The organism is Acinetobacter lwoffii, from assembly GCF_024129855.1.
Classification (GTDB): Bacteria; Pseudomonadota; Gammaproteobacteria; order Pseudomonadales; family Moraxellaceae; genus Acinetobacter; species Acinetobacter lwoffii_L.
Genome location: NZ_JAMXXC010000026.1, coordinates 1 through 16,287, shown reverse-complemented (window position 1 = coordinate 16,287; position 16,287 = coordinate 1). Strand labels below are relative to the sequence as shown.

Below are 16,287 nucleotides of genomic sequence, written 5' to 3'. Positions count from 1 at the left end.
CTGGCGTTTAGAATGAAAGGATTCATTCGCAGAACAAAAATAATGTTTTGGAGCAGCTATGTGGTTCTTGCTGGTACTGATTTTGGGGATAGGGGCGTTAGCGATCTGGATGTGGAAACGTCCCGATCCGGTGAAACGTGATCAGGCGAAGGCTGTACAACATGATTTATGGATTGAGCAGATTGATGCTCAACTGAAACATGCAGCACGTTTGAGTTCAGATCCAGAACATCCGAATTATGAACGTGCCTATCAGATTTATCAGGGGCTGGCCCAGCAACAGGAAATTCCACAAGCTTATGTAGGCATGGGCCTGATGCATCTGCAAGGTCTGGGACATGAGCAGAATACCGAAAAGGCGATTAGTTATCTAGAAAAAGCCTTTCGTCTGGGCAGTGATGATGCAGCCTATCATTTGGGGCAGATTCATGAAGGGGAGGCGTATCAACAGGCTGACCCGGAAAAAGCTTTGTATTGGTACCGACATGCGGTAGCACGTGGCAATCTGGATGCCCAGTACCGCATCACTGAACTTTCTTCGACCGAAGACCATCAAAATGAGACTGCTGCAGAGACACAGCGTCTGGCCTTGTTAATACAAAATGCCGGGCAGGGTCATGCCAATTCGCAGTATCAGCTGGCTCAATATTATTTAACAGATTCAGCGACCCAGGATTTAGTGCAAGGAATTCATTATCTATTTCTGGCGGCGCAACAAGATCATTTGGCTGCCAATCAGCAGATTGCGAACTCTTATGCGCGTGGCCAGATTCTGCCTCAAGACCTGACGCAATCGCTGCAATTTATTAAACGCTGTATCAGTCTCGGTGACCAGAAAGGTCTCTATGATTATTATGCCGGTGTGTTGCAAGGCCGTATCGATACCGACCAGCGTCAGCGCGTGTTCCAGCATTTATTACAGCAGTCCAAAGAACACGCCGATGCACACGCTAAGACCTTAATCGGGCTGGCCTATTTTCATGGCTGGTATGTTGATAAAAATGAAACCATGGCATTTCGTTACTGGGCGGAAGCGGCCAACAGTCAGCATGCGCCTGCATTATGCATGATTGCCGCGCTGTATTTTGAACAGCACCTGGTGGCCAACGAACCGCAAAAAGCATTTGAGTTATATCAGGCTGCTGATCAGCTCAGTCCTGATGATGTGTCTGCACGGATAGGGCTGGCGCTGTGTTATTTAAATGGTGTCGGTACAGTAAAAGACATTGCCAAAGCCACACAAATGATTCAGAAGGCTGCACAACAGTATTGGCAGATTGAAGCTCGGTCTGAGGCGGATCTGATTTATAGCGTCGGCCGGTTTTATAGTCTGGCTGAATATCCATTGCCGACACGTGATAAAGCTGTCCAGTACCTGAATCAGGCCGTTACCAAAGGTTCGAAAGAGGCAGCCTGGTTCCTGTACCAAGCCCTGTCAGGCATTTATCCTGTCTTTGTGAACAATTTAGAGTTGGCAAATCGCTATCTGCATCAAGCTGCGCAATTGGGTCATGCCCAGGCACAAGCAGAATTGGGCTTGAAGTATCTTGAAGGGCAACAGATTGCGCAGGATATTGCCTTAGGCTTGAGCTATCTGCAAAAAGCAGCCGCTCAGCAGAATGGTGTGGCGCTAAATGCTCTGGGTGAAGCCTATGAGCAAGGTCAAGGTGTTGAGAGTAATATTGAGCAAGCCGTACAGTATTATCAGCAGGCAGCAGCGCAGGTAAATGCGGATGCCTATAGTCATCTTGGGCGTTTATATACCAAAGGCATTGGCGTGGAGCGTGATATTGGGATTGCACGGGACTGGCTGGAAAAGGGCAGTTTGCTCGGGCATGAACGATCAATTGAATTATTGAAAAATGTGAATGCGTATTTAGAAATGAAGTAATTCTATTGAAATAACACCATAAAAAAACCGCTGTCTGGCAGCGGTTTTTTTATGGTTCAAGCTTTGTTTAAGGTAATTGTTTAATCGGGCTACCACCCAATGCCTGCATCAAGGTGACATAGGCATTATATTGATTCTGTCGGGTTTGCACCAAAGACAGCCGCGCATTGCGCGTAGTTTCCTGTGCATCCAGCAGGTTCTTTAAAGCGACTGCACCATTACGATAACGCACTTCAGTCAAGCGTTCAGTTCTTTCTGCCAGCTCAACATTGCGTTGCTGCAAAGCCACCTGCTTAGTGAGCTCAGTCCGATTCGACAAGGCATTTTCCACATCGGCAAAGGCTTCATACATGGTCTGGCGATACTGGATAATGGCTTTTTCATATTCCAGCTCATTGACTTGTAGATCACGTTTCATGTCATTCCATTGCAGGAAAGGCAAAGTCAGACCAGCACCTAAAGTTGCAACCGGATTTTTCAGGGCATTCGAGAGGGAAGTACTGCTGCCAATACCGGTGGTCAGATTACCGGTCAAACTAATGGATGGATAGTAGCTGGCTTTGTTGGCATCTTTATTGGCCAGTGCCTTACGCAAGCGCAGTTCAGTCGCTCGAAGGTCAGGACGACGTGACAATAAACTTGCCGGTAAGTCGGCCTGAATACTCGGCAATTGAATATTCGGTAAACGACTTGGCTCTTGAATCGCGAGCTGTTGAACCGGCATGTGCAGCAATACCGCGAGTCCGGTACGTGTTTCCACACGTTGCTGTTCAATCTGGCTTAAAGTCGCCTGTTGACTTTGAATTGCCTGTTCCGCCTGGGTTAAATCCAGACCGGATACTGCGCCGGCACGATATTGCACCCGCACCAGATCATAGGTTTTTTGCGCGGTCGCCAGATTTTGCTGTACCACACTATAACGTTCATTCAGATAAGCCAGTTGCCAGTACAATTGTGCCGTGGTGCCAATCAGGCTTTGTGCGGTTGCCTGCAAGTCTTCTTCAGAGGCCAGTGCTTCCCAGCGTGCCGCTTCAGTCTGATTGGCCAGTTTGCCAAACAGATCCAGTTCATAGCTTAAACCCGGATAATTAATCCCAAAACTCGATGAACTATCACCATCTTCTAAATCAAAACTTCTACGTGTTGTCAGTCCGGCATCACCGACACGAACGCCTTGCTGACTTTGAGCTTGTCTGGCTTGAATACGGGCCTGTTGTAAACTGATGCCGGCCACTGCCAGATCGGTATTCTGCGCCAATACTTCATTCACCAAATTATTTAATTGCGGATCTTTAAATAAAGTCCACCATTGATCTGCCAAAATATCGGCATGAATCTGCTGACTAAGCACCTTATTGTTTTGAAAGCTACCCGGCATATTGATCGCAGGCTGTTCATAGGGGGTTTTCACCACTGCGGCACAACCGACCAGCGAGCTTCCCAGCAACAGGGCACTGGCAAGCTTGGTTAAATTCATTTGCATATCAGATTCCTTATTCGCGAGAGAGCGCATCGACTGGATTCAGACGAGCAGCGTTACGTGCCGGGATAAAGCCAAACACAATCCCGATCAGGCTTGAGCAGACAAAGGCCGCTACAATCGAAGTGGTTGAATACGCCATCTGGAAAGTACCGCCGGCAAAATGGGTAATTAATTGGCCAATCCCGAGGGAAAGCAGCACACCCAAAATACCACCCAAGATACAGACCAGAACGGCTTCAATCAGGAATTGCTGCAAAATATCACTTTGACGGGCACCCACCGCCATACGCACACCAATTTCCTGAGTACGTTCGGTTACCGATACCAGCATGATATTCATTACGCCAATCCCGCCGACCACCAGTGAAATCACCGCAATCGCTGAAATTAGCAAAGTCATAGTCGCTGTGGTTTGCTGAATAGTTTCACGAATACTGTCGGCATTCTGGGTAAACACATCCTGCGCGCCATGTCGCTGTACCAGCAAATTCAAAATCGCATTTTCAGCCGCCGCACTTGGGTATTCATCCTTAATCCGCACAATGATGCTACGCACATTGGATTGCCCCAGCATACGGCTCATGACGGTGGAATACGGCAGATAGACATTCAGGCTGTCATTATTTCCCATCATGCCTTTTTGCGCGTCAATCACCCCGATAATCCGGCTCGGTACGCTCCCGAGTAAAATCACCTGACCCACCGGATTGGTGCCATCCTTAAAGAAGGTGTTTTTGGTATTGGTGTCAATGACGACATCTTGCGCCTGTTGCATGACGCTACTGCGGTCAAAAGGCTGACCGGACTGGAAAGTCATGCCACGCACGTAGAAGAAATCTTCACTGACGCCGTTGACCGTAGTTGAAGCTTCGATTTCTTTATAACGGCCGGTGACACTGCTATTCACCGATGGGCTGACGCCATCGACATACGGTTGTTCAGCTAGCGCATCGGCATCGGCCGGAATCAGGGTTTTGGACTGTGAAGATCTGGAATTATCCCCAAAGCCTCGACCCTGAAATACGGTAATGGTATTGGTCCCCAGACTGCTGATATTTTCCAGAATCTGCTTTTGTGAGCCATTACCGAGTGCCACCACCGAGACCACCGAAGCAATACCGATAATGATTCCGAGCATGGTGAGGAAAGTCCGCATGCGATGTGCATTCATGGCCAGCAAGGCCATCCGGAAGGCTTCACCCAGACGGTCAACTGCAGAACGCCATGAAGAAATCTTCTTTTGTTCACTGCGGATCAGCGGCTGTTTTTCCAGATGCTCTTCGACTTCAGGAACATTGGGCTGATCAGAAATAATATTGCCGTCCGAGATCTCGATAATCCGCGTCGCATTTTTCGCTACATTATGATCATGCGTGACCAGAATGATGGTATGACCTTTGGCATTCAGTTCACGCAAAATACGCATCACTTCAATACCGCTGTTCTTGTCCAATGCACCTGTCGGTTCATCGGCCAGAATCACGTCACCGCCATTCATTAGCGCACGGGCAATCGAAACCCGTTGCTGCTGACCACCAGAGAGCTGGCTCGGACGGTTCTGGGTTTTTTCACCCAGACCGAGATCAGTCAGAATCTTGACGGCTCGCGCATGCCGTTCAGATGAATCCGCACCGGCATAAATCGCAGGGACTTCGACATTGCCTGCTGCATTTAAATCGCCCAGCAGATGATAACGCTGAAAAATAAAGCCGAAATATTCACGGCGTAATTGCGCCAGTTCATCCGCTTCCAGTTCCCGGGTTTCACGGCCTTTGACCTTGTAGCTACCCGTGGTCGGTTTGTCCAGACAACCCAGAATGTTCATCAGGGTCGATTTACCGGAACCGGACTGACCGACAATCGCCACCAGTTCACCCGGATAAATCTCTAGATTCACCCCTTTTAAAATCTGGACCGTGCTTTCACCCGCAGGGAATTCACGAACCAGATTTTTCACCTCGAGGAGAGGCTGTTGTTGTGAATTCATGCTTACATTCTCATTGGGCCACGGCTATTGCCACCGCGTTTTGCTGCATCATTGGAGGTGTCAGAACCATCGGCAATCACCACCTGATCACCACGTTTTAAACCTTTCAGCACTTGCGCAGTCGCACGGTTATTCAAGCCGATTAATACAGGGGTTGGTTTCGCAGTACCATCGGCTTGCAAGACACGAACCATGCCACGTTGTGCTTTACCTTGCTCAATCAATGCAAGTTCTGCTTCAGACAGGTTTAGACGCGCTGGACGTTCACCGGCAGGGCGATTGCCTTGAGCCGATTCAGCTTCAGGACGTGATGCCGGACTGCCTTCACCGCGAGAACCCTCACCACGCGCTTCACCACGATTGGCACGTGGCGGACGGTTTGAACCTTGAATGGCCGCAGCAGGAATGGTCAGCACATTTTTGGCTTCATCCAGTACGATATAAACTTGTGCAGTCATATCAATACGTAATTTTCCATCTTCATTCGGTACATCGAACAATGCGTTGTAATACACCGCAGAACTTGACGATGAGCTTGAGGTATTGCTATCGGTATTAATTGAATTGGGTGCAGGCTCAACCTGACGTAGTTTGGCGTAAATCTTTTTCTCGTTATTGCCTAACGTAGTGAAATAAACCGTCTGACCTTCTTCAACTTTCATGACATCCGCTTCAGAAATTTCAGCTTTAATGGTCATGGTGTCGAGTTTGGCCAGTTTAACAATGGTCGGCGCACTCTGGTTGGCATTCACGGTTTGACCTTCTTCAGTCACAATCGCCACAATCGTGCCATCCATCGGGGCTACAATCTGGGTATAGCCAAGATCTTCTTTGGCAGTCGCCAGCGTCAAACGCGACTGTTCAATCTGTGCATTGATAGCGGTGATATCCGCTTGCGCCGTTTTATAGTTCGCAAATGCCGATTCCAGCTCTGAGCGAGAAGTGGCATCCTGTGCATACATGGCTTTCTGACGGTTGTATTCAGCTTCAACTTTGGCCAAATTCGCCTGTCTTACTGCAAGTTGTGCCATCTGATTTTTAATGCTGGCTTCAGCGGTTTTTAAATCATTTTCCTGACGAACGGAGTCAATCCGCGCAATCAGCTGACCTTGCTTGACCTGATCGCCCAGTTCTACATACATTTTTCTGACCTGACCCGAAACCTGCGCCCCCACGCTGACCATCTTGGTCGCTTCCAGAATACCAGTCGCCAGTACAGAGCTTTCGATATCGCCTTGGGTGACTTCAGCCGTAATATATTGCGGAGGCTGTTCTTTGGGTTTGAGGAAGTACCACCCCGCAGCGATGAGCGCAATGGCAATCACGGCGGCCATAATCAATTTCGTCGGTTTTATTTTTGGCATGATCAATATCGGTTCAAAATCAGAGAATTGTGAACGATTATAAAAGCGAAATTAGGATAAATCGTGTATTTTTTTAAACTAATAGGAATGATTATTATTTTATTTTTCGAATTTTGACAAAGACTTAGTGAAATAGGGGCTTGCCACAGATACTGGAAATCGCCTGTAGTACCAGATGCTCAGGATTCTCATGTCCAAGTCCTTTAATTGAGGCATCAATTCTTAATAATAACCCCGGCCAGGCCAGAAAAGTCTGCGGACTGAGACGGCGCAAAGCCTGTTGATATAACCCGACTTTGGTTTTCCAGATCCCGATTTGCAAGGCATTTTGTGGTTGTTCAAACAGCTGCATCAACAGACGCATTTCCTTGCTGAGACTCCATAAAATCAGGCTCATCGGTTCACCTGAAACGACTAGATACTGAAAAATTTTGATCGACTGGGAAAGATTACCTTGTAGCAGGGCATCGCTCAAATCATAGGTGCTATAACGTGACTGATCTTGTAAACATGCATATAAATGATCAACCTGAATGATATCGACTTCAGCAAAGGTATCGCTAACCCGCATCAGGCTGTTCTTTGCTGCAAGCAGGTTGTGCTCATGATGTTGTTCCAGCCATTGCCAGGCATCATTGGCTAAACGAATGCCGAGTTTTTCAGCTTCAATACCCAGAATCTGCTGCCGGTCTTTTGGATAATTGGCCACCAGCGAAACATTCACACCATTGGCATCAATCAGCTGAAAGAAACTGGATTTCAGGCTATTACTATCCTGTTTGGGCATCACCACCAACAGCAGGTTTTGTTCATTATGCTGCAAATAGTTTTTCAGTAACTTGATTGCGCTGGCATCCGGTTTGATATTGCCATGTACTTCAATCGCCAACTGGGTTGAAAACAGCGACAAGCTGTTCAAGGCATTAAAGACGGTTTTCCAGTCGGCGACCGAACTAATGTCATAGCGTTGACGTTCAATGTCCTGCTTTTGCCAGCTGGCCCGAAAGGCATCAATTAAATTCTGTTCCAGCAAAGGCTCTTGACCATGCAAGACCCAAGCACCGCGAGCTTCATCGACACGTTTCAGGGCTTGCAGATAATCAAGTTTCATAAAGAGGTCTTATTGAGCAGGTTGCGCTGAGGTATTTTGTTTGGCTAAGGGTAGGCGGTTCGATGAAATCTGACGTGCAATCTGCTGCGCCACATCATCAATAATGACCTGATTCAGATATTTTTGTTCCTGATCATCTGTGTTAACCGTTTCAATATTATATTGATACGTACGTGTTGCCACGACAGTGCGTGGTTCAGTGATCGGATTGCCTTGTGCATCTTCAATCCGGAAAGTCACGTTTAAACGTAATAAGGTTTCAACCAGTTTACCGTTCAGTTCCAGACGGCGAGGAGTGTAATCCAGGACACGTAACACATAAGCTTTAGGTGCATTACTTAGCTGTACGCCTGCAGCACCGAGGTAAACTGCCAGTTTCTCTTGCAGTTCTTCAGTGTTGGGCGGTAAAGACAGGCTCATGACAGAGTAAGCAACAGGTGCGGAGCTCGGATTGGTTCCTTTCAGGTGAAAACCACAGCCGACTAAGCCTGCACTCAGACCACAAGTTAAAACAATTGCTGCTAAACGTTTGCCCAAATGCATGTGTTGCCCTCTATGCTTCCCGAAGGGGAATATTTGAAATCCTGAACTGGATTGTAAAGTCAAAGCCCGTTGGCTGGCAACGGGCTTTGTTTGGGAATTGTGAAATCCTTCATAAAGTTCCTTCTCCCTTTGGGAGAAGGTTAGGATGAGGGTTTATATATTTACCTCTCCCTAACCCTCTCCTGAAAGGAGAGGTAATGTAAGGACTTAAACCACCAAATTCACTAATTTATTCGGTACTACAATTTCTTTCTTGGTTGGACCGGTCAAGAATTGTTGGACTTCAGGCAATGCTTTGGCTTGAGCCAAGATGTCATCTTTAGAGGCATCTACAGATACTTCAAGCTTGCCACGAAGTTTACCGTTGACTTGAACCACAATCGTTTGTGTATTACGTGTCAGCGCAGATTCATCTACCGCAGGGAATAAAGTTGAATTCAATTCAATCCCAAATTCAGCCAATAAAGTCTGGCTTAAATGCGGTGCAAATGGTGCAAGTAAAGTTAACAGCGTGGTAATCGATTCACGTGCAACAGCAACGTCATTGTCATCTTGGGCTTCAAACTTGTTGTTCGCGTTTAGAAGTTCCATCAATGCAGCAATCGCAGTGTTAAATGCATGACGACGTTCGATGTCATCACCGACTTTTTGGATGGTTTCGTGAGTTTTACGACGTAGGTCTTGCGCAGCCGTTGAAAGAGCAGTTTTGTCGATGCTGGCAGCAGTATTCGCTTTTTCAAGGAAGCCTGTTGCTAAACGCCATACACGTTTCAGGAAGCGGTTTGCACCCTCAACACCGGCATCAGACCATTCAAGTGATTGATCAGGTGGAGCCGCGAACATCATGAACACACGTGCCGTATCTGCGCCGTACTGGTCAATAATCGATTGCGGGTCGATACCGTTATTTTTCGATTTCGACATTTTTTCCTGACCGCCAACCACAACTTCCTGGCCATCTTCTTTATATTTGGCAGAAAGCACACGGCCTTTTTCGTCTTTTTCAAGCTCGATATCCGCCGGGTTAAACCAGGTTTTTTTGCCAGATTCAGCTTCACGATAGAAGGTATCTGCTAGCACCATCCCTTGCGTTAACAAGTTAGTGAATGGTTCATTACCTTGTACCACGCCTTCATCACGCATCAATTTGTGGAAGAAACGTGCATATAACAAATGCAGAATCGCGTGTTCAACACCACCGATGTATTGGTTGACAGGTAACCAGGTTTGGCCAGCTTCTGGTTTTACCATACCACCCGTAAAGTCTGGAGATGCATAACGGGCATAGTACCAAGATGATTCTACGAAGGTATCCAGCGTATCTGTTTCACGACGAGCATCGCCACCACAGCTTGGGCATGACGTTTCGTAGAATTCAGGCATTTTGTTCAACGGGTTACCTGAACCATCTGGAACCACATCCGTTGGTAATACAACAGGAAGTTGATCTTCTGGCACTGGCACTTGACCACATGATGGACAGTTAATCATTGGAATTGGACAACCCCAATAACGCTGACGGGAAACCCCCCAGTCACGTAGACGGAATTGAACTTTAGAACTTGCTAGGCCTGTTGGTTCTAATTTAGCAAGGAATGCATCGTATGCACCTTGGAAATCTAGACCGTCAAATTCGGCTGAATTGACCAGTTTACCTTCTTTCGAGCCATACCATTCTTGCCATTGAGTCGCATCAAAGTCAGCATCATCTGCGCCTTTAGCATCAATCACTTGCTTGATGGTCAAACTATATTTATTGGCAAATTCGAAGTCACGTTCATCGTGTGATGGAACTGCCATCACTGCACCTGAACCATAAGACATCAATACATAGTTGGCGATCCAAACCGGAACTTCTTCGCCAGTCACAGGATGCTTCACAGAAAGACCGGTTGCCATGCCTTTCTTCTCGGCAGTCGCAAGATCCGCTTCTGCCACAGAACCCATACGGCATTCTTCAATAAATGCTTTAAGTTCAGCATTATTTTCCGCAGCTTTCAGCGCCATCGGGTGTTCTGCTGCAACTGCAACATAGGTCACGCCCATCAAGGTATCGGCACGGGTAGTGAATACCGTTAAACCGTCTGCATAGATTTCTGGATTTGCTGAAGGGAAGGTGATGTCCATCCCTTGTGAGCGGCCAATCCAGTTACGCTGCATGGTCAGGACCTGTTGTGGCCAGCCATCTTTAAGCGTGTCTAGGTCGTCAAGTAACTCTTGCGCATAATCGGTAATGCGAAAGTAGTACATTGGAATATCACGTTTCTCTACCAATGCACCTGAACGCCAGCCGCGACCATTTTCAACCTGTTCGTTGGCAAGAACAGTCTGATCAACTGGATCCCAGTTCACGGTTGAAAGCTTACGGTAGATCAAGCCTTTTTTATAAAGCTGAACAAATAGCCATTGTTCCCAACGATAGTATTCAGGGGTACAGGTCGCAAATTCACGATCCCAATCTACGGCTAGACCGAGTTTTTTCAACTGGTCACGCATGTAAGCAATATTTTCAAATGTCCATTTTGCCGGTGCAACCTGGTGTGCAATCGCTGCGTTTTCAGCAGGCAGACCGAAAGCATCCCAACCCATCGGTTGCAGGACAGTTTCACCTTTTAAGCGATGGAAACGGCTGATCACGTCACCAATCGTATAGTTACGCACATGACCCATATGTAGCTTGCCACTTGGGTAAGGGAACATCGAGAGAATATAACGACGTGGACCTTCTACTTTGTCGGCAACTTTAAAGGCTTTGCGAGATTCCCAATCCTGTTGGACTTGAGGCTCAATCGCACTGGCTTGATATTCGGAATCAATGTGAGTAGTCATAAACGTATCAGTGAATTACGGTGAAAAAAGTCTGTTGCACAGCATAGCGCAAAATGTACCTAAAAGTGAATTTTGCGCCGGCATTTCCCGAAGAAAAAACACGCTGTTCTATATAGAGGTGTCTTATAAAGCAACTGCACGATTTTTAGATTGCTGCAAGGCTTCGTTGGCTTCACGTTGTTGCTGGTCCTGATTCGCAGGAACTTGAGGGGCTTGTTGCTGTTGTTCTTGAGGTGTGTTCTCGGTTTGAACTTCAGTTTCAGTCGTTCTAGATGATGCTGGTGCTGAATTTTTCCAGCCATAGGTATCCACTGTGGTGGCTTTTTTCGCAGATTTCGGTGGTGGCGTCTTGGTATAATGCGTGACACCTTTCGCATCGACCCATTTATGATACTGGATCGCGGAAGCGCTGGTGCTACAGATGCTCAAAACAACTGCGCAACTCAAACTGAAGGCGGTTAAAAAAGATATTTTCATTGTTCTTGGGCCTCGGCTTGCTAGGCATGGAATACTGCAATTATTGTAGTGATATTTTCAGTAAAAATGATGGATTTTTATCTGCTTTATTCAAAGCTAACTGCTTAAATAAGCTCAATCTAGCATATAAGAAATCAGAGAAAAATCTTCGTATACAAAATTTATTGATAAACAATTTCCTTTCATTTAATAAAAATTCATTCATTTTTTTTATATAAGACATATTAAAAATTTATAAAATTAAACCATTAACTCTATGAATTTTATTGGATTAGATGAATAGACAAGACAGTAAATGCATGGCTATGAGCTGATATTGCTGTTAAAAACAGCAGATCTAGGCACTATAAGTATGGATTGTCTGTTTTTTAAACTTGACTTTAAAGCCTGAAAACACAAGAATGCTGCAATAGTTTTATATGCCTTAGATCGATCACCCTTCGACTAAGTGTCATTTCATGCAGTGGGCGATTTTTCTAGCCGAGAAATTGAACAAAGCTAAGCAAAATATGTTTATCCCAACATGTTTTAGATCCCGTATTGCTCGAACAGCGAAGAGATCAGATTTTTTTCCTATTGCTTTGAAAACTATGAAATTTGTGTGCTATAACATTGCAGACAGTTAACAAATGAAACACTGCAAATGCCTCCCATTTGTGCAGTGAATAATATTAGGGTGAATCACGTTGGAACTTCTATCTGGTGGTGAAATGCTTGTTCGCGCATTAGCGGACGAAGGCGTTGAACATGTTTTTGGATACCCAGGCGGCGCAGTTCTTCATATTTATGATGCGCTATTTCAACAAGACAGAATCAATCATTATCTCGTACGTCACGAACAGGCTGCTGGTCACATGGCCGATGCTTACTCACGCGTGACAGGCAAGACCGGTGTTGTGCTGGTGACTTCAGGTCCGGGCGCAACCAACACGGTGACCCCAATTGCAACGGCCTATATGGACTCAATCCCGATGGTGATTTTGTCAGGTCAGGTTGCGAGTCATCTGATTGGTGAAGATGCATTTCAGGAAACCGATATGGTCGGTATTTCACGTCCTATCGTGAAACATAGCTTCCAGGTGCGTCATGCCAGCGAAATTCCTGCGATTATCAAGAAAGCCTTCTATATTGCGTCTTCAGGTCGTCCAGGTCCTGTAGTGATTGATATTCCAAAGGATGCGACCAATCCTGCAGAGAAATTTGCTTACGAATACCCAGAAAAAGTGAAGATGCGTTCGTATCAGCCACCGTTCCGTGGTCACTCAGGTCAAATTCGTAAAGCGATTGAAGAACTGATCCATGCTAAACGCCCAGTTATTTACTCAGGCGGTGGTGTGGTTCAAGGCAATGCTTCAGCACAATTGACAGAGCTTGCGCATCTATTGGGTTATCCAGTGACCAATACCTTGATGGGTCTTGGCGCATTCCCGGGTGATGATGAACAGTTCATCGGTATGTTGGGTATGCACGGTACTTATGAAGCTAACATGACCATGCACAATGCAGATGTAATTCTGTGTGTGGGTGCGCGTTTCGATGACCGTGTGACCAACAATCCTGCAAAATTCTGTCCAAATGCTAAAGTCATTCATATAGATATCGACCCAGCGACAATCTCAAAAACCATTATGGCGCACATTCCAATTGTCGGTGCTGTAGAGCCTGTACTGAATGAGATGTTGAACCAGTTGAAACAGCTTAATGTTTCTAAGCCAAATCCTGAAGCGATTGCGGCATGGTGGAAACAGATCAATGAATGGCGCAAGGTTCATGGCGGTCGTTTTGAAGCGGGTGTTGATGGCGTGATGAAGCCACAACAAGTGGTTCAGGCATTGGATAAAGTGACCAATGGCGAAGCGATCATTACTTCTGATGTCGGTCAGCATCAGATGTTTGGTGCGATGTATTACAAATACAAACGTCCACGTCAATGGATCAACTCAGGTGGTCTAGGCACCATGGGTGTAGGCTTGCCGTATGCAATGGCTGCGAAGCTTGCATACCCGGAACAGCAAGTGGTGTGTATCACCGGTGAAGCATCGATTCAGATGTGTATCCAGGAACTGTCGACCTGTAAGCAATATGGCCTGAATGTAAAAATCCTGTGCCTGAATAACCAGTCTTTAGGGATGGTGAAGCAGTGGCAAGATATGAACTATGAAGGACGTCATTCAAGTTCTTATGTAGATTCATTGCCTGATTTTGCCAAACTGATGGAAGCCTATGGTCATGTCGGTATTCAGATTAATCATGCCGATGAGCTAGAGTCGAAGCTTGCAGAAGCGATGGCGATTAACGACAAGTGCGTATTTATTAACGTTATGGTAGATCGTACCGAGCACGTTTATCCGATGTTGATTGCGGGTCAGTCGATGCAGGATATGTGGTTGGCTAAAGGGGAGCGCACGAAATGAGACATATTATCTCTGTACTCGTAGAAAACGAATCAGGCGCGCTTTCCCGTTTAGTGGGTTTGTTCTCACAGCGTGGCTACAATATCGAAACATTGAATGTTGCTCCGACTGAAGATCCAACGCTTTCACGTTTGACATTGACCACTTATGGTGATGATCACAAGATTGAGCAAATTACCAAACAGCTTAACAAGTTGGTTGAAGTGGTGAAAGTGGTTGACCTGTCTGAAGGTGCACATATTGAGCGTGAATTGATGCTGATTAAAGTCAAAGCATTGGGTTCATCGCGTGACGAAATCAAACGTACGGCAGATATTTTCCGTGGTCAGATTGTCGATGTAACACCAACGACCTATACCATTCAAATCGCGGGTACCACTGAAAAAGTGGATGCGTTTATTGATGCACTTGCAGAACACACGATTTTAGAAGTGGTTCGTTCAGGTGTATCAGGTATCGCACGCGGCGAAAAAGTACTCACCATCTAAATTTTAAGTATTTCCTCATCTGAATAAGAAGAGGGTATCAGGCAATGTAAATTTAAGGGTCATTGCCTGATTTAACGGACAAACAAGCATTTAAGCGGAGACAGCAATGCAAATTTTTTACGATAAAGACTGTGACTTATCTATCATCCAATCTAAGAAAGTAGCGATCATTGGTTACGGTTCACAAGGCCACGCGCATGCGCTTAACCTGAAAGATTCTGGTGTTGACGTAACTGTAGGTTTACGTGCGAACTCTGCTTCTTGGAAGAAAGCTGAAAATTCAGGTCTTAAAGTTGCTGAAGTTCCTGCTGCTGTAGCACAAGCTGACGTAGTGATGATTTTGACTCCAGATGAGTTCCAATCTCAACTTTACCGTGACGTAATTGAGCCAAACATCAAGCAAGGCGCTACTTTAGCATTTGCTCATGGTTTCTCGATTCTTTATAACCAAGTTGTTCCACGTGCTGACTTAGACGTAATCATGGTTGCACCTAAAGCTCCTGGTCACACCGTACGTTCTGAATACCAACGTGGTTCAGGTGTTCCTGACCTTATCGCGATTCACCAAGATGCTTCTGGTAATGCGCGTAACGTTGCTCTTTCTTACGCTTCAGGCGTAGGTGGCGGCCGTACAGGTATCATCGAAACTTCATTCCGTGAAGAAACTGAAACTGACCTTTTCGGTGAGCAAGCAGTTCTTTGTGGTGGTGCTGTTGAATTGGTTAAAATGGGCTTCGAAACTCTGGTTGAAGCTGGTTATGCACCAGAAATGGCGTATTTCGAATGTCTACACGAACTTAAATTGATCGTTGACTTAATGTTCGAAGGCGGTATCGCGGACATGAACTACTCAGTGTCAAACAACGCTGAATACGGCGAATATGTAACGGGTACTGAAGTAATCAACGAACAGTCTCGTGAAGCAATGCGTAATGCGCTTAAACGTATTCAATCTGGCGAATACGCGAAGATGTTTATTCAAGAAGGTGCGTTGAACTACCCATCTATGACTGCCCGTCGTCGTCAAAATGCTGCTCATGGTATCGAAGTTACTGGTAACAAGTTACGTGCGATGATGCCTTGGATTCAAGCGAACAAAATCGTAGATAAAGAGAAAAACTAATTTCTCGAATCAATTGATTTGAATGCGAAAACCCACTTAATTTGAGTGGGTTTTTTATTTCTATGTTTACGTGGCTCAAAAATGGAAGCACTGCTTCCATTTTTTTCGTATCTTAGATTCAAGTGAACAAAACTGTAAATAAGGAAAAGAACTAAAGTTACGTGCCTTGCAAAAAAAACAGGAAAGCAGTTTTTTCCTCTTTTTTTGTAGCATGTATTCAAGCAGAATAATTCTAATCAAGAATCAAGTTGATTTTTTTAATTTAAAAATATTAATAATGAATAAATAGTTTATCAGAAGAAGGATTTCTTATTTATTAAATATGATTTCTATATAAAGAGTTATTAAGCCTAAATTCTACTAATAATCTTTGTGAAAAATTCAAGTGAAAATATCTAAATTATTTTAAGTCTTTAATTTTTAAAAATTTAAAATTTAAGCTGAACTAAATAGTTGAAATGAAATAATTTATTTGTTAATTAAGTATGGCTTTGTTGCACAAACCTAGCCTATAAGGTTTATTCAGTCCTATAATTTCAAAATGAATAAACCTACTCCTAAAACTTATCGTACAACC

Annotated in this window: 11 protein-coding genes; 4 read left to right on the top strand and 7 right to left on the bottom strand. The window is 45.3% G+C overall.

The window, feature by feature from the left end; translation table 11 throughout:
- The first annotated feature begins 58 nt into the window (after positions 1–58).
- A complete protein-coding gene (locus tag NI465_RS14135; protein ID WP_253145748.1) occupies positions 59–1,891 on the top strand; it encodes a tetratricopeptide repeat protein in 1,833 nt (610 codons plus the stop codon).
- Between the two features lie 67 nt (positions 1,892–1,958).
- On the opposite strand, the gene NI465_RS14130 is transcribed toward NI465_RS14135, so the two are convergent.
- The 7 genes from NI465_RS14130 to NI465_RS14100 all read right to left on the bottom strand — a co-directional run bounded on the left by NI465_RS14130 (position 1,959) and on the right by NI465_RS14100 (position 11,685).
- Positions 1,959–3,374, bottom strand: coding sequence for an efflux transporter outer membrane subunit (locus tag NI465_RS14130; RefSeq protein ID WP_253145747.1), 1,416 nt, complete (start codon positions 3,372–3,374; stop codon positions 1,959–1,961).
- 10 nt (positions 3,375–3,384) lie between these two features.
- Positions 3,385–5,361, bottom strand: a complete 1,977-nt coding sequence (locus tag NI465_RS14125; RefSeq protein WP_044109938.1) for a MacB family efflux pump subunit — start codon at positions 5,359–5,361, stop codon at positions 3,385–3,387.
- Between the two features lie 2 nt (positions 5,362–5,363).
- Positions 5,364–6,725, bottom strand: coding sequence for a MacA family efflux pump subunit (locus NI465_RS14120; RefSeq protein ID WP_004733071.1), 1,362 nt, complete (start codon positions 6,723–6,725; stop codon positions 5,364–5,366).
- A gap of 124 nt (positions 6,726–6,849) precedes the next feature.
- Positions 6,850–7,836: a DNA polymerase III subunit delta gene (holA, locus tag NI465_RS14115; RefSeq protein ID WP_004733070.1), complete on the bottom strand. Its 987-nt coding sequence runs from the start codon at positions 7,834–7,836 to the stop codon at positions 6,850–6,852.
- A 9-nt stretch (positions 7,837–7,845) separates the two neighbouring features.
- Entirely contained in the window at positions 7,846–8,379 is a 534-nt protein-coding gene (locus tag NI465_RS14110; protein ID WP_253145746.1) for an LPS-assembly lipoprotein LptE, read from the bottom strand.
- 207 nt (positions 8,380–8,586) lie between these two features.
- The gene (gene leuS, locus NI465_RS14105) at positions 8,587–11,208 is read right to left on the bottom strand and encodes a leucine--tRNA ligase (protein ID WP_253145745.1); all 2,622 of its coding nucleotides are present in this window, start codon (positions 11,206–11,208) and stop codon (positions 8,587–8,589) included.
- A gap of 123 nt (positions 11,209–11,331) precedes the next feature.
- Complete coding sequence (locus NI465_RS14100) at positions 11,332–11,685, bottom strand: DUF4124 domain-containing protein (protein ID WP_005250747.1); 354 nt, start codon at positions 11,683–11,685, stop codon at positions 11,332–11,334.
- 686 nt (positions 11,686–12,371) lie between these two features.
- Between NI465_RS14100 and NI465_RS14095 the strand changes: the two genes are divergently transcribed.
- From NI465_RS14095 to ilvC, 3 genes are all read left to right on the top strand, one after another.
- Positions 12,372–14,099, top strand: a complete 1,728-nt coding sequence (locus NI465_RS14095) for an acetolactate synthase 3 large subunit (RefSeq protein ID WP_004278370.1) — start codon at positions 12,372–12,374, stop codon at positions 14,097–14,099.
- Positions 14,096–14,587, top strand: a complete 492-nt coding sequence (gene ilvN / locus NI465_RS14090) for an acetolactate synthase small subunit (RefSeq protein ID WP_004278369.1) — start codon at positions 14,096–14,098, stop codon at positions 14,585–14,587. The genes NI465_RS14095 and ilvN overlap by 4 nt, the downstream gene beginning before the upstream one ends.
- 106 nt (positions 14,588–14,693) lie before the next feature.
- Entirely contained in the window at positions 14,694–15,710 is a 1,017-nt protein-coding gene (ilvC, locus tag NI465_RS14085) for a ketol-acid reductoisomerase (protein ID WP_004278368.1), read from the top strand.
- Positions 15,711–16,287: the final 577 nt, after the last annotated feature.

What these genes read in the sequence shown, in the direction of transcription:
- holA (WP_004733070.1), bottom strand. Translation starts at nt 7,836, where the DNA reads ATGAAACTTGATTATCTGCAAGCCCTGAAACGTGTCGATGAAGCTCGC.
- NI465_RS14120 (WP_004733071.1), bottom strand. Translation starts at nt 6,725, where the DNA reads ATGCCAAAAATAAAACCGACGAAATTGATTATGGCCGCCGTGATTGCC.
- ilvC (WP_004278368.1), top strand. Translation starts at nt 14,694, where the DNA reads ATGCAAATTTTTTACGATAAAGACTGTGACTTATCTATCATCCAATCT.
- NI465_RS14125 (WP_044109938.1), bottom strand. Translation starts at nt 5,361, where the DNA reads ATGAATTCACAACAACAGCCTCTCCTCGAGGTGAAAAATCTGGTTCGT.
- NI465_RS14135 (WP_253145748.1), top strand. Translation starts at nt 59, where the DNA reads ATGTGGTTCTTGCTGGTACTGATTTTGGGGATAGGGGCGTTAGCGATC.
- leuS (WP_253145745.1), bottom strand. Translation starts at nt 11,208, where the DNA reads ATGACTACTCACATTGATTCCGAATATCAAGCCAGTGCGATTGAGCCT.
- ilvN (WP_004278369.1), top strand. Translation starts at nt 14,096, where the DNA reads ATGAGACATATTATCTCTGTACTCGTAGAAAACGAATCAGGCGCGCTT.
- NI465_RS14100 (WP_005250747.1), bottom strand. Translation starts at nt 11,685, where the DNA reads ATGAAAATATCTTTTTTAACCGCCTTCAGTTTGAGTTGCGCAGTTGTT.
- NI465_RS14110 (WP_253145746.1), bottom strand. Translation starts at nt 8,379, where the DNA reads ATGCATTTGGGCAAACGTTTAGCAGCAATTGTTTTAACTTGTGGTCTG.
- NI465_RS14130 (WP_253145747.1), bottom strand. Translation starts at nt 3,374, where the DNA reads ATGCAAATGAATTTAACCAAGCTTGCCAGTGCCCTGTTGCTGGGAAGC.